We start from the raw sequence: 20,202 nt of genomic DNA on the forward strand, positions 1-20,202 counted from the left end.
GAAGGCGGGGAAATGAATATGTTTTGAGCGAATTTTTGTATTGGTCTTACGAGCTCCCCGGGCACCACCATCCATCCAAGCCTCCAGCCTGTCATGGCGTACGTTTTTGAGAAACCGTTTACCACGATAATGTTATCAGAGATGGCGAGGGCGCTCCCCGGCTTTTGTCCGTAGGTAAGGCCGAGATATATCTCATCAACGACGAGGAGCTTGTCCTCCACGGCGAGGCTCTCGTAAAGTCCTGACAGCGTCTCTTCCCTGTAAACGGTGCCTGTTGGGTTCGATGGGTTGGCAAGGACGAGAAGGTCCGGAAGATATTTCAGAGAGCCAAGAAGGTTTTGTGTCACCTCGAACCCCGTTTGCTCCGATACCGGTATGGGGAGGATTCCGCAATCCAGGAGTGACGCGATGTTTTTATAACAGGGGTAGCCCGGATCGGATATGCCAAGCAATCTCCCCCGTTCAAGCAGGACGGCAAAGAGAAGCAAAAATGCCCCGGAGGTCCCGTTTGTGATGATGATCCTCTCGGGCGGGACGACTATTCCGCCTGTCTCCCAATAGTGTTGGGAGATCCTTTTTCGCAGTTCCGGGAGGCCAAGACTGTGCGTATAAAAGGTACGGTCACCCCTGATCGATTGGATTGCCTCTTCCTTGACCACGAAAGGGGTGGGAAAATCCGGCTCACCGACCTCCATGTGAACGATATCTTTGCCTTTTGCCTCCAGTTCTTTCGCTTTTTCAAGGAGCTCCATGACATAGAAGGGTGCAATGGCATCAGACCTTTTTGCAATCTTCATAACGTCTCATCTTTCATGTGTGTCCGCGTTACATGGGGCGAAACAGGATATGACTGAAATGTATCAAAAATACCCTGCCCTGTCAATCGCGGAAGAACGCGACCCGTTGATATTGAAGGTGGTACGATTGACAATATCTTTGTTAAGCCCTTGGATGGTGTAAAAATTTCTTACGTGCATCATGTTTTTTCCTCACATAAAGCTGAAAATAGCCCAGGCTTACAAGACAGAGAAAGGCCAGACAGAGAAACATTGCCCGATAACCTGTCAAAAAAAGGATACTGCCCATAATGATTGGCCCAAGCGCCAGTCCTAAATCCGAGATCGCCCGTAAGGTACCAACGGCGGTACCGCTTGAAGAACCTGCATAATCAAGGGCGTATGCCATCGATACAGGGATCAGGAATGAGATCCCCGCTCCCCACAGCAATCCCACAAAAATAAACGTCAAGAGAGTTTTTGTAAAGAAGAGAACGACAAGAGCGACTGCCCCTGTAAAAGTAAAGGTCAGAATAATCTTTTCCTGACTGAAAGCGTTCAAGACCCTCCCCCCCAGCGCGCGCCCCAGCATGATCATGATGGCCGAAGCAGAAAAGAAGATCCCCGGATTTGCTATTCCACGTTGAACCGCATACAGGGGGAGGAATGCAATAATCGTTCCCCAGATGAAATACTGCAGAAAGATGACGATGGCGGGGACAACTACATTCCATTCAAACAAATGGGTATTCAAGGCAGGATCATTGACTGCAGGCCTTTTATCCTCCCGGCCTTTCAGTTTCCAGGCACACAGGAGGGTACAGGTGGATAAACCTGCGCAGGACAGAAACAGCGTGGTAAAGCTATAACGACTAACAACAAATACGCTCAAAGAAGGGGCAATGGCCGTCGAGAGACTGGGAGCCAGCATTAAGTAGCTGATGCCCTGACCCCGATATGCCAGCGGCAGGGCGCTCACGACAGAGACAAAGATGGCAGTATCTACACATGCAAGGGAAATCCCCTGAACGAATCTCACGATCAACAAGGGCCAAAAATGACGAAACACGGTAAAGGTAAGGAAGGCAAGAACAGATAACGCGGCGCCGACCATAATAACGTTTTTTTCTGAATATTTAACAAGGATCCCGCCGACAAAGGGCCTGCAGATCAACGATGCGACGCCAATGGCCCCGACCAGAATGCCTATCTGTCCTGCACTGGAACCCAACTGCCCCAGATAGATTGGGAGTGTGGGATAAAGGGCTGTATTGGTGCTCAAAAAAGCAAAATATGCAAGGAATCCGAGGGCAAAATCGCGATTAAGTATATTTCGTAAAGTCAATTGGGAGATACTTTCTTCTTTGTGCATTGCACCGCAATATTTGATATTGGTGAATTATCCCCTCGCAACATTCCCCAACAGCATACTTTGTTAAATTTTGTGCATCTTTTTTGAAAAGAACATCCGGTTCATCTGTTCATTTATCCGGTGAAGGATAGGTGAACCATCAACTCACCGATATCTTCCAACTGGTCGAGCCTAAAAACATAATTCACAATACGCTCCGATTGGTCTTTATCCAGGAACTGCAAAGCTGTTCCTTCAAATTTCTTCACTAATTCCTCATCGGACATCCGGCATTCGCCAGTTGCTCGGTAGAGATGCCGAGGAGTTGGCCGGCGCACAGGGCAACAACAAATCCTGCCATGGAAGAATAATGCCACCCCCTTAGGTGCAGGTTCCGGGCAAACGACGCATCGATGAACCTGGCGGCCAGGTCATACGCGAGCGCTATTGCCGTTATGACATCCTTGCCGCTTGCATGCCGGCGCTCCCCCACGGCCAGCGCTGCGGGTATCAATTCGTTGGAATGTATACCAAACCTCAACGTACCGTTCATCCTGAAATAGGTATCATTGTAATCAAGATAACGAGTCATCGCGCCGTTAGCAAGGGCAGCATTCGCACAGGGCACCTTAATCCGGCTACCGATCATGGTTGATTCCTGAGACCCGCCCTGTTCTTCCATAACAGAGCGAACGATTCTTCCGGCATCGCTATCGTACGCGCCTACCGCGCATGCAAGCATATCCAATAAGACCCTCTTTGCTGCATGTATCTCCAGATCGCTTAACGTTTTATAAGAGAATCCACCCGTGTACTGAGCCAGCTTCTCTGTGACTGTCATAGCGCGTGTCTTCATGCCGCCACCTTTATGTTTTTCTTGTTAACAATCCGCCCCGCCTTTCAGCGTATCTTCAACCTCAGCAGTTTCCGGTATCCCTTGTCCCGCTCAAGCCAGGACCTTTGTCACAATAAGCTCTCCCATCTCCTTCGTTCCCACCTTTGTATTTCCCGGGCTCATGATGTCCTCGGTGCGATAACCCTCGCGGAGGACCTGATCTACGGAGTCCTCTATGCTTTTAGCCTCTTGATGCAGCCCAAAGGAGTAACGAAGCATCAGGGCCACGCTCAGGATTATGGCAATGGGATTTGCTACGTTTAATCCCTTGAGGGTGGGAGCGCTCCCGTGGATCGGCTCATAGAGGCCAAACAGCCGCTTTCCCGATCCGGGTATTTCCGCTATGCTGGCAGAAGGCATCATGCCTAACGAGCCGGCCAGCATGGAGGCCTCGTCGCTGAGGATATCGCCAAAAAGGTTCTCTGTGACGACCACGTCAAAATCTCTGGGACTAAGAATGAGACGCATCGCGGTGGAATCCACAAGCCCGTACTCGACCTCGACATCCGGGTACTCTGCCGCCACCTCTTTGGCGATTTCTCGCCACAGGTCGGAGGTCCGGAGAATCTGAAACTTATCTACCGATGTCAGCTTCTTTCGCCGCCCTCTGGCCAACTCAAACCCGACTGTCAGAATACGTCTAATCTCCTCCTCCGAGTAGGCACATGTATCAACGGCTCTTCGGGCTCCACTGTCCCTGAAAACCTGTTTCGGTTCTGCGAAGTAAATCCCGCCCGTCAGTTCCCGGATTATGATGAAGTCAACGCCATTCACCACCTCAGGCTTGAAGTTTGTAGAGTTTATCAAGGAGGGGAAGAGCCGGACAGGTCGGATATTAGCAAAAAGTCCAAGTTCCTTCCGAAGTCTGATGAGCCCATAGCCCAGTTCCGGCCGGAGCTTCAAATTCGGCTGCTCAAATTTCGGATCTCCAACGGCCCCGAAAAGAATCGAGTCGCAACTTTTGCACAGTTCCACCGTTTCCCGGGAAAGGGCTATGCCTGTCCGCTCAAAAGCCGCTGCCCCCATCTGGCCCTCGCGAAACGTAAAATCGTGACCAAACCTCTCTCCAATAGCTCCAAGAACCTTTACCCCTTCAGCTACGATCTCGGGGCCTACACCATCACCCGGCAGTACGGCGATAGACAATTTCATAACCTTTCCTCCTTGGTAATATAATTTTCCCTGGTTTCACATTTCCGCCTAATCGGTTTTCATCTGTTTTAATAGCGGTTCGATACCGCCACATTCTAAAACCTTGAGCATTTCATCTGGAAAAGCCTGAAAATCGAGAATTTTACCTGTTGTATAATTCGTCACCTTTCGATCGGCAAGGCTTATTTCTGCTTCATCGCCATCGTTGCCGAGCGAAGCGACACCCGGACAAATAATGGCAGGAAGACCGATCGCTATCGAGTTTCTGTAGAATATTCGGGCAAAAGATTCCGCCACGACAGCTCCAAGTCCAAGCGCCTTAAGGGCTGCAGGTGCCGTCTCCCTGCTGGAACCACACCCGAAGTTACGACCCGCCAGAATAATGTCTCCAGGGTTTATTTGTCGTGCAAACTCAGGACGTACTTCCTCAAAGGCGTGCTTTTTTATTTCGTCCATGGGTAGATTCAAATACTTACCTGACGTCATGACATCGGTATCTACGTTATCACCAAACTTCCAGACTCGACCTTTTATCCTGCCGATCACGGTATTCCTCCCCTATAGTCCTCTCGGATCTGCGATTCTGCCTGTTATTGCTGATGCGGCAACGGTTGCGGGAGACGCCAGGTAAAGTTCAGATTCAGGACTCCCCATCCGCCCTCTGAAATTCCTGTTCGTAGTAGATATGCATATCTCCCCCGAGGCAAGTAATCCCATATGTGCACCCATGCAGGGACCACAGCCGGGATTGCAGATGATCGCCCCGGATTCGGACAGGCTCGCCAGGATGCCTTCCCGGATAGCGTCTCGATACACTTCCGAAGAAGAGGGGATCACGAGCATCCGGACATCCGGATGGATCTTTGTGGTTCCAATTATCTCAACGGCCGCCCTTAAATCCTCAAGCCTTCCGTTTGTGCAGGACCCGATTACGGCCTGGTCTATTCTTATATCACCGACTTTTGAAATCGGTCTCACGTTGTCCACCGCAAATGGGAAAGCAACCTGGGGCTCTAACTGTGAGACGTCTTCCCGATAGACAGCCTCATAGGAAGCATCCTCGTCGGCTTCCAACACATTGACGGGCTCCTTCGTTCTTTCCTCAAGGTACTCCCTTACCTTCTCGTCTGGTTCAAAGAAAGCAAACTTCGCTCCTATCTCGGCAGCCATGTTGCACATCGTTATCCTGCTGGCAAGACTCATCTCGCTGCACACTCTCCCGGCAAATTCCACCGCCTTGTATTGAGCCGCCCCTACTGAATACTTGCCTGCAATAGCCAGGATAACATCCTTTGCGGTCACTCTTGCGGGAAGAACGCCCTCGATGATGAACTTGATGGTCTCAGGCACTTTAAACCAGAGCTTTCCGAATGCGAACACATATGCCATCTCGGAATGGCCAATCCCGGCTGCTGCTGCCCCGCAGGCGCCATAACTGAGGGTATGCGAATCAGCGCCCACGATAAGTCTGCCTGGAATGATATGTCCTTTCTCGAAGAGCACCTGGTGGCAAACGCCCGCGTTCTGACCATAAAAATGTCGTATGCCGAACTTCTTTACTGCCATTCTGATTTGCTTGTATATCTCTGCATCTCTGACCGTAGGTGGTGGATTCCAGTGGTCGAGTACGCAGACAATCTTGTCTTTATCCCAGACTTTATCTACACCTGCCCTTGACAGAATCTCATATATAGGCCCCAGGGAATCGTGAGCCATAGCAAGGTCGATAGCTGCCATCACATATTCACCCGGTCTTGCCGTCTCCTTCCCTGATGCTCTGGCAAGAATCTTTTCAGCTATGGTTGATCCCATTCGCGCGTCCCCTTTCCTGAATTCTGATATAAACGTTCTGTCTTATTCATTCTTGTCTTGGCCACCCATTCCTACGCAGAGGATCTCCGCAAGATCTCAAACAACTTATTCAGGTCAGTCGTTTTGTCCAGACCCTGTATGATTTCAAGCAATTCATCTATCTTTTTTTCCTCGAATACAGAGCCGCTCAATTGCCGAAACTTGGCAATCAGCTCCTCCTGGCTCATGGGATTTTCAGGTTCGCCTTTTGGAACGCTCACCGTGTGGGCATAGGTCTCCCCGCTATCAAGCCGGATAATGATCTCCGTTAAAAGGTCAACCGCTCCATGACCCCATTGGGCGGGGTGTTCAAACTCTATGCATGGTATCAGTTGCTGCCAGGAAGGCTCCTGGACTTCCTTGTCGGTAAAATCGCGCATGGTGATTTCGCCGTTCATAATTGACTTCGCAATACAGTACTCCATGCTGAATTTCGCCTCATAGGCTGTATTGGGCCTGTGGGCCGTGGTCATGCCCAATACAAGCGGATTGACCCTGCACATGATCGAAGCGACTTGTTCCGACCGGATGCCATATCTCTGCTTCAGATACAATATGGCGTCGATAGCCGGATGCGTTGCCCTGCAGCAGGGATAGGGCTTGAACCCCAACCCTGTCGATACGATCCACCACTCCTTGCCCAGATCATCGACCGGCATCATATCCGAGGCCTGCCTTCCACTGAACACCTCGCAGAAGCTGATCTTTCCATCAAGGACCGACTGATTGCCCGTTAGCCCACCCTGGGCGAGCGTGGCCGCGATCACGCCGTTACGCGCCGCATTTCCTGCATGCATCGTCTTGGTCATGGTCTCCACGTTCTTTTTTAAGCCGTTTGCCAGCGATGCGGCGATGCCCAGAGCCGAGCGGGTCTGAGAAGCATCAAGCCGCAATGCCTTTGCGCAGGCTGCCGCCGCTCCCAGAGTGCCCAGTATCGGCGTCGGATACCAACCGATTTCGGGTATTGACTGGCCGATAGCTGCCCCGATCCTATAGGTTGTCTCCATGCCGGCCACGTAAGAAAGGAGGAGGTCCCGGCCCGACAGCTTCAGTCTCTCCACGACGGAGAGCGCTGCGGGCAGAATGCACGTTGTGGGGTGAATGTTGTAGCGGGCAGAGTTCGCAAAGGTATCATCGAAATCAAGGGCGTGGCCTATCGTCCCGTTTATGAGGGATGCCAGCTCTGCTGTGGTCATAAATCCCTGGCAGATGCCGCTTGCTTCCATCTTCGCGGCCAGCCCTTTCGCATACTGTGCAATAATTGCAACTACCGGTTCTGAAGCCCCGGCAATGGCAACGCCCAGCCAGTCAAGTACTCCCTGTTTTGCTATAATAACTGCTTCAGACGGGATGTCCTCATACGCGGCATCTACGATGAATCCGGCAATCTTCGCGGTATTGGAATTTGTCTCTATCATTTGATCCTCGTATTAATCCTGTTTTTCAAATACCATCAGCCTGTTCAATTCCCGGATGTCGCTCACCTTGTCCAGAGAAAAGATCGTCTGCGTAATCCTGTCTATGCGTCCCGTCGACATATATGGTGCAGCCATATCGGTAAACTTGACCGCCAGCTCTTCATCGCTTAGCGGGTTTTTGGGGTGTCCCTTTGCAAAATCAACCTGGCATGAATATTTCTGTCCTTGCCTGGTCGCTATCTCTGATGTCCCTGCCGTAAGGAACAGACGGTCAAGACGGGGATCCCCCTCGAAAACAACCTTGTCGATCAGCTCGCGTACCCGTGGGTCGGAATACTTTTCCGGACTGAACTGGGACGGCCCCAGCTGCCGCTCCAGGATTGCCATTGCCGTGAGATAGTAGGAGCTGTGGTCAGCAGATTCCTTGTTGCCGGGATATTTCTTTGCCGGGTCTCCTGTGTGGCGGGCACAGCGCGTGCTTGCAGTGATCCGGACCGCCGCCACGTCTTCGGGCTTTATATCATTTTCTTTTACCAGTTGAAGGGTTGCCGACAAGTGTCCCTGGGCCGAGTAATCAGAGATTATAGATTTAATACATGCCTCCATAATCGTGTATCGTCGCTCTGGGTTTACAAGTTTAAGCGGCTCGTAATCTCCCGAGAGAAACGTTGCAACAAAGCCATCATGCCCCTCAAAAACATTTTCAGGACCCGTGAACCCCTGGCGGGCCATCATTGCAGCCAGAATACCCCCGTACGCCATTGCCGGGAATCGCAGGTTCTTGGTCATCGTATATTCCTCTCCCGAGGCGTCGAGAATGCCCAGCACCGCATGGGTACTGCCGGATATCCCCACCGCATTTACCACTTGCTCTTCGTTTAGCCCCAGGATCCTGCCGGCCACAAAAGGCATGATATAAGCGCCCCTTGTATCCCCATTCCAGCCCCGCTGTTCCATCTCCCGTCCGACGATCCCCTCTAAAAACCGGTTTGAAAGATCGTAGCCCAGAACGATTGCCGCAATAACCTCAAGCCCTGAGAGGCCTTGCCTTTCTGCCAGGGCCAGAATGGGCGGGATGACCTCGCTCGGATGGTAGCCAACGCGGAAGCCGTTTTCTGCCTCTATGACAACAGCGTCGTTGTAATCGAGATACCTCGTCATCACGCCATTTGCCAGTGTCGCGTTAAGGCAGGATGTTCTGATACCGCTGCCCACAACGGTTGCCTCTTTGGGGCCATCCAGTTCCATAAGCAGCTTATGAAGCGATCTGTTTGCATCACTCGCATAGCCCCCGATAGCGCATCCCAGGGTATCCAATAACAGACGCTCTGTTTGGTGAATAACATGAGGAGGAATGTCCCGAGCGTCGAAGCCCAGGATCTCCTCGGCGAGTTGCCTTGACAAACTCATCTTTTCATTCCCTCCATCCATTTTCTCCAAGAACGTTGAGTCCTTGCACATTTCTTTGATTGTCTTTGCCCATTTGCGGCTTCCCCGTTTTAACCAACAGTCTCTTCCTCGTTGTTACAAATATGAATATATCGTATAATATATCGAAAGACAATACTAAACGAGCAAAATCTTGTCAAGAAATATTTAAATATGGTTGACCATACTCCTTCTTTAATACAACCCCGGCCTTTGGGTGACAGGTGCGTCATGTCTGGAGCAGTTTAAACACTTTCCTTAGTTCCTTGGGGTTCTTTTCCTGAAGAGCCGCCACCATCCTTTTATGGTCTTTCAAGGCGAGTTTTGGTGATTGTTTATTTGCTCTTAACGTTATCGCACGTAACCATATGGTACCTGTGTTCAGTATGGGCTTTATGCCTCATCATGTGCCTACTCATCTTCACCCCCCTTCGGTATGCTAAATTAATATATCTGATAATATATTATAAATTACAAAAAAACTTGACAGTCTGGAGGGGTGTGTGTATTAATAAACAAGGATTTTTGAAAAACCAAACCATTACGAAAGGAGGTTTATTACCATGAAACAACTAATGAGGGGTTTCGCAGTGGGTCTGTTTGTCATCATCTGGTTAGTGTACGGCATTCCGGCCAACGGAGCTGATAAAACTTACAAAATACGACTGTCCTTATACTGGCCTCCTTCACACCACCTGGTAAAGACCGCCAACTATTTCTCTGATCGCGTGAAGGAACACACTCAAGGCAGAGTCATGGTTGAAGTCTATCCGTCAGGTCAGCTGTATTCCCAGTCAGAGTCGTTAAAGGCGGTCTCCATGGGCAGCATCGAGATGTCTGACGAATTTATGGGGAAAGCCGAGACCATCGATCCTCTGTTTGGTGTAGTACAGACGAATATGTTTGTTTTGACTGACTACCAGATGCTCTGGAGGTACTTTGATCACCCCAAGTTCCGTCAGATCATCGGAGACCTGTATACCAATAAGATGAAGGTCAAGCCTCTTTTTTTCGTTGCCAGCGGGAGCTACATGATGCTGACAAACTCCAAACACCCCATCAGCAAGCCGGGCGATCTTAGTAAAATGCTGATCCGTGTGCCCTCCAAGTCCATTTTGGAGATGATTAATCTTTGGGGCGGCAAGGGTGTGATTATGAGCTCGGGAGAACAAATTATGGCCATGCAGGTGGGTACTGTGGATGGATCATGGACGAGCCTTGGGGATGGTGTCTCCCGCCAGATCTGGGACGTACAGAAGTATGCAATGGTCTTTCAATCATGCGTCACCCACCCATTCGTTATCAACATGAGGTTCTTCAACAGCCTGCCTCCGGACCTTCAAAAGGGAATAGAGAAGGCTGCGCAGGAGACTCAGGATCACGGGAGAAAAGAGCTGGAGAAGATAGAGGCAGAACAGTTGAAGGTCCTGAAATCCAAAATAACCGTGCACGCCCTGACTCCTAAAGAAACGGAGGCGTGGGCACAGACGATCCAGCCCTTAATCGACAAGTGGGTCAAGACAACAGGGGAAAAAGGAAAGACGTTGCGGGACGTAATGGTGCAGGTGCGAAAGGATGTCCTGGCCGGGAAATAATCCCAAAGATTAGCGTTTAGTTCCGGGACACTATGCTCCGGAACTAAACGCACTATAGCAGCTTTTACTGAGAGGTGCATACATGAGGTCTGATGGTGCCTTGTTTATCCTGGTAGACCGGCTGAGTGCCGTAGCAGCTGCATTCGCCTCTTTGGGCTACGCCATGATGGCCGCGGGAGTCTTTGTGTCCGTTGTCTTCCGGTATGTTTTTGTTAGTCCTATGGGGTGGACCGATGAAGTAACGCGGTTCCTGCTGGTCTGGTGCGTCATGCTTGGCATGGCATACACGCTGCAGCAGGGGCGGCACATAAGGGTAACGACCCTGGTCAGAAACTTCTCTCCGAAGGTCCAGAGGGCATTAGAATTTATCGGCGACCTGATCGCATTGGCCGTATTATGTATTTTCGTTTTTAAGAGCTATCAATTTTCGGCTTTTACGAAAGATATTGGAGAGGTTTCGCAGGGGTCTCTGGCCCTCCCGCTCTGGTGCGCCAATTTAGCCCTCCCGATTGGAGGGGGACTATTTGTCCTGCAGTATCTTGTGAAGATAGTGAGGACCCTCATGGGTATCAGGGGAAACGAGGATCAGGGACATCATTAGCGCCAAGAAACTGCAGATTTTATTGTCGAGGAGACAGACAGCATGACGGAAGGTATCTGGGTTTTCCCTTTGCTCCTTGTTCTTTTATTGTTCGGTCTTCCTATTGGTATTGCGTTGTTTACATCCGCCCTGGTAGTTTTGTTGGTCAATAACTTTGATGTCATGAACATGGTCCTTACCATGTACCAGACGTTGGATAGCTTTCTCCTGTCGTCTCTTCCGCTCTTTATGCTCATGGCAAATATTCTCTTCCGTGCGAATATTGGAGAAGACCTTTTCGAGCTCCTGAATGTTTTTCTTCGCAGGATACGAGGCGGCCTGTCGCTTTCGGCTCTCGCGGCCTGCGGCTTATTTGCTGCGATATCCGGATCCAGCGCGGCGACGGTTCTGACTATCGGCATTGTTGCGATCCCTGCCATGTTGTCCCGGGGATATGATAGAAAATTGGTGTTTGGAGCCCTGGGGTCGGGCGGATTGCTGGGCGTGTTGATCCCTCCGAGCGGGTGGATGATCATTTATGGCGACATCGCAGAGGTCTCAGTGGGAAAATTGTTCCTGGCAGGGGTGATCCCGGGCCTGATTCTCCTGGGGATTTTTTTGATCGTAGCCTATATTCAGTCCAGGAGGACCCACATGCAACCCATGGAGCCTGCCACCTGGCCCGAAAAAAAGGCGGCGCTGCGGCGAGCCTTTCCGGCGATCTGGTTGCCGCCCATCATACTTGGCGGCATTTATTCCGGTATCTTCACGCCAACGGAATCTGCCGCTGTTGGTTGCGTATATGCTGCCGCCATCTCAGTGAAGCGGCTGAAGATAAAAGATCTCTGGCCTATATTCAAAGACACCGTCGTTGCAACGTCCATGCTTTTTCTCGTGATCAAGACCGCAGTGGTCTTTGGCTCGTCGCTGACCATGATGCAGATCCCTCAAAAGCTGGCTGCAATTGTTGTAGAAGCGGGCCTGACGCCTATCCCGTTCATCATCGTGATGTCCCTGGTCTATTTTGTGCTCGGATTGTTTGTTGACGGGATCTGCATGCTGCTTTTGACCCTCCCTATTATCCTGCCTATTCTCGGCGCTTTGAACATCGACCTGATATGGTTCTGCATCATAGTGGTAATCAACATGGAGATCGGGTGCATCAGCCCGCCCTTCGGCGTCAACCTCTTTGTCCTGATGGGTATTGTGAAAGACGCTGAGCTGCCGGAGATCCTGCACGGGCTATTGCCGTTCTTCCTCGGCCTGGTAGCTTTTCTGATCATTGTTGTCAGTTTCCCGGCCCTGTCAACCTGGCTGCCTGCCCTGCTAAAGTAGTACTCAGCGTAATAACCCGGCCTGACGGTCTACCCATCAAACCAGCCTGACCTGAGGCGGGTTGATCGCCCCGTACTTTCGCTTGTTTGCGGTCATCTCAAAGGCCTGCTTTACGCTCTCAATTCCCTCAAGCGTGTACGTTATAAGCGGAGCAAGGCTGATCCTCTTGCTTGCTACAAGACCAACTACCCACGCTACCTCTTTATCCGAGCAGATCCTGACGCTTTTGTACTGGACGCCCCTGCTTAACGGTGCGGTATCGAGGCCACCGCCGCCACTCACTTGAAGGCCGACCACGATGATCGTACCGCAATCTCGTACAACCCTGGTAGCGGTAGCCAGCGTCGCGTTCCCGGCAAGGCCGAACCTGGGATTTCCCCCTGCACAGTCAAACACCACGTCCGCCCCAACTCCGTTGGTGGCATCTAAAATAGATTCGGCCGAATCGCAGTCGCTCGCGTCAACGGTGATATCTGCCCCAAGTCGGCGGGAGAGATCCAATATGTCGCCGCGTATATCCACCGCGATCACCTTGCCCGCCCCTAAGAAGCGGATCAATTGCAGGCAGTTCAACCCCATCACGCCCTGGCCAAGGATGGCCACGGTGTCGCCTATCGAGATGCCGGCTGCCGCCACATGGACGAAAGTAGCGAAAAGAGGCTCCAGGGCAGCAGCCTCGCTGTCCGTGACTGTTTCGGGGACTTTTACCAGAAAACCTGCGGGAACGATTGCATACTCTGCTAAGCAACCAGACGTGTCAGTACCCAGGTGTGGGCCCTTCAGACACAGTGCCCCGTACCCGGCCTTGCAGAGAGCACAGTCACCACACGGTATCATGCGTCCCCAGAAGACCCTGTCCCCCACCATAAGGTCGTTGACACCCGCACCAACCTCAACAACCTCCCCGCAAAACTCGTGGCCGAACATCTGAAGCGGACCATGCTCACGGCACCTGTCCTCCCACTTCCGGGCCGCGAGGTCGCCCTCAAGAAGAAGCGAGGCCTCGGTAACGCTGAGCTGCAGCATCCTGATCCTGAGAAGCACGGTTCCTGGCTTTGGTACGGGAATGGGAACCTCGTCAAGCCGGATATCTCCCCGTCCATACACTCTCCAAGCCTTCATCCTCTACCCTCCTCTGATAAATATAATAAACGCTGCCAAACTTCATGCCGACCATATCAGCTTACAGCCTTCTCTGCCGGACAGGCCCAAAACGGCATACTTCTTTCATGCGCGTTCTGTTGATATCTCATACAACTGTATAAGAACGTCTTCCATTGTGTCCGGATAGAAAAAGGCTGTGCGGCCGTATGCGCCGGTCCTCGGGCATCCCTCAACCAGCCTTGCCCCGTTCTTTTCGAAATCCTGAATAGTGGCATCCAGGTTGTCGACCTCGAAGCAGATATGATTAATGGCACCTTTACGGCTGCGGATCAGACTGGTTACCGGATCTTGGCCTGAATCCGGGTGAGTGTGGCTGATGATCTCAAACATGGCGTCTCCTATGCGCAAAAAGCCGATCTTAATGCCGGTCTCCTTGTTCTCGATCAACTCTTCGCAAGAAAGTCCAAATCCCTTAAACCTCTCGATTGCACGTTCAAAATCCTCCTCTATGATCCCCACGTGGTGCAGCTTCTTCAGCATGATCTCTCAGCCCTCCTTCTCGTTTTTGCTGACCGTACCCCAAAAACCGTACAGGTCAGATATTGACATACATTTTGAATATAGCGAAGTCACGCTGGCCCAACCTTTCGGCCCTGGTCATCTTTCCTGATGCCACCGCGACGATCTCCTGAAAGATCCTTTCTCCTGCAGACCTTACCGTCTCCTTGCCCCGAAGGACCCGGCTTACATCCATGTCCATATTGTCCCTCATTATAAGGTACGTATCCCGGTTTGCAGTAACCTTGACGACAGGTCCAATAGGCGAACCGCAGGGAGTGCCTCTCCCCGTGGTAAAGATGACTACCTGGGAACCTGCCGCCATCATCCCTGTGAGCTGTTCAATGTCGTGGGCCGGCGTGTCCATGTAGACCAACCCCTTTCGTGAGGGGCGGGACGCATAGGAGAGAAATTCCTCAATATAACCTGTGCCGCCCTTGTAAATGCAACCCAGGGATTTCTCTTCCAATGTGGTGATGCCACCCGCAATGTTACCCGGGGCAGGGTTGCTTTTCCGGATGTTCTGCCCCGATGCAAGGACCCTGTTTTCCCACCAGGCTACGGCATCGAGAATCTTTCTCCCTATTTCCGCTGTCCTTGCCCTTTGTGCCACCAGGCGTTCAGCGCCTATGAGTTCAGGGGTTTCAGACAGGATTACGGTAGCCCCTTCCGCTACAAGCATATCCGATGCTATACCTACTGCAGGATTCGAAGCAAGGCCGGACGTGAAATCCGAGCCGCCGCACTCAGTCCCTACTACAAGCTCTTTGAGCGGTATCGGTTCCCGGGCAACCCGGGCGCTCTCGGAGAGCATTTCCTTCACTATCTGTCGTCCTTTGAAGACTGTTTTTCTCGTACCCCCCTCTTCCTGGATGACGAGCGCTTCAACCCTTTTGCCGGTGCGGGCGATCTCCTTTTGGAGCTCCGGGGCGGCATTCTCCTCGCATCCGTTCCCCACTACAAGGACGGAGAAGACGTTCGGGTTTGCGCCAAAGCCGGTGAGGGTTCTCTTCACAATGCCGCGGTCTTCCGCCATTTGGCCGCATCCCAGGATATTAGGAATATAGACAACCCCTTTCAGACCCCTCGCAATGGCCTGGGCTGCGCCCTGGGAGCACCCCACGCTGGGGATCACGAGAACAAGGTTCCTTGTCCCTGCCGTACCGTCTTTTCTTCGATACCCCTGAAATATCATTATGCCTCTCCCGGCGGGCTGATCACGTTATGTATATGTACATGTTCTCCCCGGTCTACCTTGGAAATGGTCAGGCCGATAGGTTCCCCGTACTTGACCACAGTCGCGCCCTGCCTAAGTTCTTCGAGGGAGAATTTATGACCAAGGGGGATGTTCGATGCAAGCTTTATCCTCTCCGTGTGCCCGTGGAATGCTACAAACACCACAGATCCCGCTTTTAGAGGTTCAAGCGCTGTGGCCACGTTATCCTTTCCGTTCAACACGATCGCCTTTGTTCTTCCTGCCATACGTACTGTCTTGACCCTTCCTTTTTCGTGGACCGAAGCGATCCCCTCAGAAAAGCTGGGTTGTACCCCCATCCACAGGTAATGTAACACCTGTAACATAAGACGCCGCATCGGAGCACAGCCATACAACGGCTTCTCCGATCTCTACGGGCGTACCCATTCGCCTCATCGGTGTCGTAGAAATATACCACTCCTCTCGTTCCGGATGTTTCTTGCAGAGATCATCAACAAAAGGGGTACGAACTGCACCAGGGCATACCGTATTCACACGGATACCCTCTTCTGCATATTCCAGGGCAGCCATTTTTGTTAAACCAATGACCCCATGCTTCGCGGAACTATAAGCTGTTGAACCCTTATTTGGTTTCAGGCCTGCCGCGGACGAGATGTTTACGATGGCACCCTTGCCCTGTTTGAGCATCTGAGGTATTTCGTATTTCATACAGAGCCATACGCTTTTCAAATCCATATCGATTACCTGGTTCCATTGGTCCTCCGGAAACTCGATCAACGGGACCCTGGTACCGGCTACGCCAGCATTATTGCAAGCATAATCAAGCCTTCCATAAGCATCAACAGTCCTGTTTATTAGTTCCTCGACATGGGAGGACTGCAGCAAATCGGCTCTGATAAAGATTGCATCCCCGCCACCTTTTTTGATCATGTCAACGGTCTCTCCGCCGTTGTTGCTATTTCTGCCGGTAATCACCACTTTCGCCCCCTCGCGCGCAAATACCAACGCGACACCGCGCCCGATTCCCGAGCTTGACCCTGTAACCAAAGCAACCCTGCCTGCCATCTGCTGTATCATCCCGGATCTCCTTTAAGTTATTCATTACATTGAAAAACAACCTGGCGCAAGAAGAGCACAAAGGGTTTTTGTGCAGAACCTGCTTGTGAGAGACCTCCGAAGTTGGTGCAAAAGAACCTGAAGAAGCTCAGAAGGGCCACCGGGAGAGATCGAGGGGCAGCATTCCAACGGGCTTGCCGACCTGTCCGCGGGTCGCACGGATTATTGGCATTCTTTTCAGCATACGGCATCATCGCCGACAGCACCCCGGGCACTCACGGGAGAGAGCCTCCAGCCCATGACGAGAGCAACAATACCCATGACAACGAAAATCCCCCCCTGACACGATCAGCTTTATTTTGTTTGCCCATTTGCGGCTCCCCCGTTTTAGCCAACAGTCTCTTCCTCGTTGTTACAAATGTGAATATATCGTATAATATATCGAAAGACAATACTAAACGAGCAAAATCTTGTCAAGAAATATTTAAATATGGTTGACCATACTCCTTCTTTAATACAACCCCGGCTTTTGGGTGACAGGTGATACCGAATTGCCTTCACGCAATTACCGGTACACCCGCAAGCGGGTACCCGGTCGCCCCCTCTTCGGGCATAAGCCCAAAGAGACCCCCCTCTCGCTCGTGAACTCGCTATAGATTACTACCGCTCCTTACGTTGTCTCCTCCGCGTCGCCCGGGTACCCGCTTGCTGGTGCTATTTTTGAATGCAACTCGGCATGAGAGTTATATCCGGAGAGTCGTGCAGGTTTGACGGATGTGTCTATAGTTCACAGTCTTCTATCATTGGAACAGGGCGGCTACTGAGTTATATTTTTCCAGAGTGTGGCGTAAATGCAGTTTAAACACTTTTCTTAGTTCTTTGGGGTTCTTTTCTTGAAGAGCCGCAACCATCCTTTTATGGTCTTTCAAGGCGAGTTTTGGTGATTGTTTATTTGCTCTTAACGCTATCGCACGTAACCAATGGTACTTGTCGTTCAGTTTGGACATAACCTCTATAAACACTTCCGATTGCGTCGCACTGTAAATAGTGTTATGGAATTTAGCATGGTATTCCAGCATTTTGTGGATGTTATCTTCCAGGGCACACGCTTCCGAATTTTCAATATTGTGCTTCAACTCTTCTATGAGAGCAGTGGTGATATTCTGCAGAATCATAGGAACAGCGAATGCTTCAAGCACCCCCCGTATAGACAGATACTGGTTTACCTCTTGCGAGGTTAGTTTTCTAACAACGTATCCTTCGCGGCCCTTGCATTGAACCAATCTCTCGTGCTCCAACATTAACAGGGCTTCTCTCACTGGCGTACGTCCCATTCCAAGCTCTGCCGCTATCTGTTTATCGGACAGCTTCTCGCCCGGCATTGATTCATAAAAAATGATTTTCTTCTTTATCTCCTCATGGGCTTTATGCCTCATCGTGTTTTTATCCATCCTCAGCCCCCTTCGGTATGCTAAATTAATATATCTAATAATATATTATAAAATACAACTTGTGCGCTATCCCTAAAAATTATTTGTGATTTTAGGTGAAACAAGAACATTTTTAATTATTGTAAATATGATGGATAATGATGTCAAGGGATTTGCATAAGTCAAGCGTGCTCGGGGAAACACCCCTTCTTGTATGAGGTAATGCGCCGGAGAAGGGGTCCCCGGGGCCTCCGTTTGAAGCTGCGGAGGTTCGCATGGCATACCATAGATAGAATAGGGAGGCTGTGGAGAATTCGTACAATATCACGGCCCTCTCCTGACGGGAAGCCGTACCTGCGGACAATGGCTTCAATATAATTCTCGTTTGGATAGGAGAATCGTGCAAAATCTCCTTGTGCAATGTGGGGCAATTTGTACATCATGAAAAACATTGACTTTGCGGGTAGACGCGTTCATAATGGAAAGGTTGGATCGACATCGTGTTTTTATAAGGAGGGACGCCACGTGACAAAGGCACAGCTCATTAAATTTGTTCACGACAAAAAGGTGAAGTTTGTCAAATTATGGTTTACCGATATACTGGGCTTCGCAAAGAGTTTTGCCATTACCATCGACGAGCTCGAAAACGCCCTCGATGAAGGCATGGGGTTTGACGGTTCTTCGATTCAGGGCTTTGCCAGAATAGATGAAAGCGATATGATCGCAATGCCCGATGTTTCCACCTTTGCAATACTTCCCTACAGGCCAAAGGACAGCGCGGTTGTGGCGAGGATGTTCTGTGACATATATGAACCCAACGGCACGCCGTATAAGGGCGACCCGCGATATGTGCTGAAGAGGAACCTGAAGGTCGCAGAGGACATGGGTTTCGACACCTTTTACGTCGGGCCCGAGCTGGAGTATTTCTACTTTAAATCCGACAAAGAACCCGAAACCCTTGACCTAGGAGGATATTTCGACATCACAACGCTGGACGAGGCGACGGACTTGAGACGGGACACGATACTCACGCTTGAAGAGATGGGGATAAAGGTGGAATACAGTCACCACGAGGTTGCCCCGTCCCAGCACGAGATTGACCTCCGTTATTGCAACGCCCTGGGAATGGCCGACAACACGATCACCTACCGGATAGTGGTCAAGGAGGTTGCGAGAAAATACGGCGTATACGCGACGTTCATGCCCAAACCGATCTTCGGGGAAAACGGAAGCGGAATGCACGTTCACCAGTCACTCTTCAGGGGAAAGAAAAACGCATTTTTTGACCCCAAAGACAGGTATTTCCTCTCAGACATTGCCAAATGGTACATAGCCGGTCTCCTTAAGCACGCGAAAGAGCTCACCCTCGTAACGAGCCAGTGGGTAAATTCCTACAAAAGGCTTGTCCCGGGCTACGAAGCGCCGGTATATATCTCGTGGGCACAGCGCAACCGGTCGACCCTCGTACGGGTCCCCCTCTACAAGCCCGGCAAGGAAAAGGCCACCAGGGCGGAATATCGGAGCCCCGATCCCGCATGTAACCCCTATCTCGCTTTTTCCTGCATGTTGCGGGCGGGTCTCGAAGGGATCAAGCACAGATATCCTTTGCCAAAGCCGATCGAGGAAGATGTGTATGAAATGTCACAGGAAAGAAGAAAGGAATTGAAGATCGAATCTCTCCCGGGAAGCCTCTATGAAGCCATAGAAGCTGCCGAGAACAGCAAGCTCATACGGGACGCCCTTGGAGACCACGTCTTTGAAAAGCTTATAGAGAATAAAAAGATCGAATGGGACAGGTTCAGGACCCATGTTTCGAAGTACGAGGTGGAGACATATCTGCCCATATTATAAAACAGGTAAAAAACAACAGAAGGGAACATGCGCCCGCGCGCTGCGCGACCTTTTACGCCCGTTGATCGGCGCATGTTGTTTGAGAAGGAGCAACGATGATAGTGAGAAACTTTAACGACCCCGAGGTACTGCAGACCACCTACATAGCGCACCGTGGCGCCATGGCGAGAATGGTTATGACCAGCGAATTTCTTCAAGGTATAGAATTCCTCGCTTATGCCATTCTCCCGCCAGGCAACACCATCGAGGAACACATAGACCCCCTGGAGGAGATATACCTGATCTTTAAGGGAGGAGGAATCATGCAGGTGGGAAACGAAAAGAGAGAGGTAAAAGAGGGTGACGCCGTCTGGATCCCTACCGGTGAACCGCACAGCCTCGAGAACACGAAGGGGGAGGAGACCTTCGTGCTTGTAATCGCGGCGTATCCGTAGAAGCAGGGACAGACCTATCCCCGACACAGATATTCATATATGGCACACATTCTTATTGAGGTGATCCCGTGAACGTTAAACCGGGAACCCACATCGCCATTACGGTGGACATGGATCCCTTAAGAGAAACGATCGACGTTAAAAACTCCATGGTCCATGATGTTGCGGGGGA

General features: G+C 51.0%; 20 protein-coding genes. 5 read left to right on the forward strand and 15 right to left on the reverse strand.

What is annotated here, in order from left to right:
* From PHU49_04845 to PHU49_04885, 9 genes are all read right to left on the reverse strand, one after another.
* Positions 1-797 (reverse strand): aminotransferase class I/II-fold pyridoxal phosphate-dependent enzyme (locus tag PHU49_04845; protein MDD5243324.1); only part of this gene is annotated, 797 nt, incomplete at its 3' end.
* Between the two features lie 142 nt (positions 798-939).
* On the reverse strand, positions 940-2,148 hold the full coding sequence (locus PHU49_04850) for an MFS transporter (GenBank protein MDD5243325.1): 1,209 nt from the start codon (positions 2,146-2,148) through the stop codon (positions 940-942).
* 113 nt (positions 2,149-2,261) lie between these two features.
* Positions 2,262-2,396, reverse strand: coding sequence for a hypothetical protein (locus tag PHU49_04855; GenBank protein MDD5243326.1), 135 nt, complete (start codon positions 2,394-2,396; stop codon positions 2,262-2,264).
* The gene (locus PHU49_04860; protein MDD5243327.1) at positions 2,396-2,983 is read right to left on the reverse strand and encodes an MmgE/PrpD family protein; all 588 of its coding nucleotides are present in this window, start codon (positions 2,981-2,983) and stop codon (positions 2,396-2,398) included. The genes PHU49_04855 and PHU49_04860 overlap by 1 nt, the downstream gene beginning before the upstream one ends.
* Positions 2,984-3,073: 90 nt before the next feature.
* Positions 3,074-4,174 (reverse strand): 3-isopropylmalate dehydrogenase, encoded by a 1,101-nt coding sequence (gene leuB / locus PHU49_04865; protein MDD5243328.1) that lies wholly within the window; start codon positions 4,172-4,174, stop codon positions 3,074-3,076.
* A 48-nt stretch (positions 4,175-4,222) separates the two neighbouring features.
* Positions 4,223-4,720, reverse strand: a complete 498-nt coding sequence (locus PHU49_04870; protein ID MDD5243329.1) for a 3-isopropylmalate dehydratase — start codon at positions 4,718-4,720, stop codon at positions 4,223-4,225.
* A 12-nt stretch (positions 4,721-4,732) separates the two neighbouring features.
* Positions 4,733-5,986 (reverse strand): 3-isopropylmalate dehydratase large subunit, encoded by a 1,254-nt coding sequence (locus PHU49_04875; GenBank protein ID MDD5243330.1) that lies wholly within the window; start codon positions 5,984-5,986, stop codon positions 4,733-4,735.
* 71 nt (positions 5,987-6,057) lie between these two features.
* Positions 6,058-7,443 carry an MmgE/PrpD family protein gene (locus PHU49_04880; protein ID MDD5243331.1) on the reverse strand — a complete coding sequence of 462 codons (1,386 nt, stop codon included), beginning with the start codon at positions 7,441-7,443 and terminating at the stop codon, positions 6,058-6,060.
* Between the two features lie 12 nt (positions 7,444-7,455).
* Positions 7,456-8,874 (reverse strand): MmgE/PrpD family protein, encoded by a 1,419-nt coding sequence (locus tag PHU49_04885; GenBank protein MDD5243332.1) that lies wholly within the window; start codon positions 8,872-8,874, stop codon positions 7,456-7,458.
* 560 nt (positions 8,875-9,434) lie between these two features.
* On the opposite strand from PHU49_04885, the gene PHU49_04890 reads away from it, so the two are divergent.
* The 3 genes from PHU49_04890 (at position 9,435) to PHU49_04900 (ending at position 12,381) form a co-directional block, all read left to right on the forward strand.
* On the forward strand, positions 9,435-10,466 hold the full coding sequence (locus PHU49_04890) for a TRAP transporter substrate-binding protein (GenBank protein ID MDD5243333.1): 1,032 nt from the start codon (positions 9,435-9,437) through the stop codon (positions 10,464-10,466).
* An 82-nt stretch (positions 10,467-10,548) separates the two neighbouring features.
* Complete coding sequence (locus PHU49_04895; protein MDD5243334.1) at positions 10,549-11,067, forward strand: TRAP transporter small permease; 519 nt, start codon at positions 10,549-10,551, stop codon at positions 11,065-11,067.
* Positions 11,068-11,109: 42 nt separating this feature from the next.
* Positions 11,110-12,381: a TRAP transporter large permease subunit gene (locus PHU49_04900; GenBank protein MDD5243335.1), complete on the forward strand. Its 1,272-nt coding sequence runs from the start codon at positions 11,110-11,112 to the stop codon at positions 12,379-12,381.
* 36 nt (positions 12,382-12,417) lie between these two features.
* On the opposite strand, the gene PHU49_04905 is transcribed toward PHU49_04900, so the two are convergent.
* The 6 genes from PHU49_04905 to PHU49_04930 form a co-directional block, all read right to left on the reverse strand.
* Positions 12,418-13,503, reverse strand: a complete 1,086-nt coding sequence (locus PHU49_04905; GenBank protein ID MDD5243336.1) for an alcohol dehydrogenase catalytic domain-containing protein — start codon at positions 13,501-13,503, stop codon at positions 12,418-12,420.
* 105 nt (positions 13,504-13,608) lie between these two features.
* Positions 13,609-14,025 (reverse strand): VOC family protein, encoded by a 417-nt coding sequence (locus PHU49_04910; protein MDD5243337.1) that lies wholly within the window; start codon positions 14,023-14,025, stop codon positions 13,609-13,611.
* Positions 14,026-14,080: 55 nt separating this feature from the next.
* Positions 14,081-15,238, reverse strand: coding sequence for a UxaA family hydrolase (locus PHU49_04915; protein ID MDD5243338.1), 1,158 nt, complete (start codon positions 15,236-15,238; stop codon positions 14,081-14,083).
* Positions 15,238-15,597, reverse strand: coding sequence for a UxaA family hydrolase (locus PHU49_04920; GenBank protein ID MDD5243339.1), 360 nt, complete (start codon positions 15,595-15,597; stop codon positions 15,238-15,240). Before PHU49_04920 ends, PHU49_04915 begins: the two co-directional genes overlap by 1 nt.
* Positions 15,572-16,336 carry a glucose 1-dehydrogenase gene (locus PHU49_04925; protein MDD5243340.1) on the reverse strand — a complete coding sequence of 255 codons (765 nt, stop codon included), beginning with the start codon at positions 16,334-16,336 and terminating at the stop codon, positions 15,572-15,574. The genes PHU49_04920 and PHU49_04925 overlap by 26 nt, the downstream gene beginning before the upstream one ends.
* Before the next feature lie 779 nt (positions 16,337-17,115).
* Positions 17,116-17,766: a GntR family transcriptional regulator gene (locus PHU49_04930; protein ID MDD5243341.1), complete on the reverse strand. Its 651-nt coding sequence runs from the start codon at positions 17,764-17,766 to the stop codon at positions 17,116-17,118.
* A 504-nt stretch (positions 17,767-18,270) separates the two neighbouring features.
* Between PHU49_04930 and PHU49_04935 the strand changes: the two genes are divergently transcribed.
* Together PHU49_04935 and PHU49_04940 are read left to right on the forward strand one after the other, a co-directional pair.
* Entirely contained in the window at positions 18,271-19,596 is a 1,326-nt protein-coding gene (locus tag PHU49_04935; protein ID MDD5243342.1) for a glutamine synthetase family protein, read from the forward strand.
* A 95-nt stretch (positions 19,597-19,691) separates the two neighbouring features.
* The gene (locus tag PHU49_04940) at positions 19,692-20,030 is read left to right on the forward strand and encodes a cupin domain-containing protein (GenBank protein MDD5243343.1); all 339 of its coding nucleotides are present in this window, start codon (positions 19,692-19,694) and stop codon (positions 20,028-20,030) included.
* The last annotated feature ends 172 nt before the right edge of the window (positions 20,031-20,202 follow it).

The organism is Syntrophorhabdaceae bacterium (assembly GCA_028713955.1).
Classification (GTDB): Bacteria; Desulfobacterota; Syntrophorhabdia; order Syntrophorhabdales; family Syntrophorhabdaceae; genus UBA5609.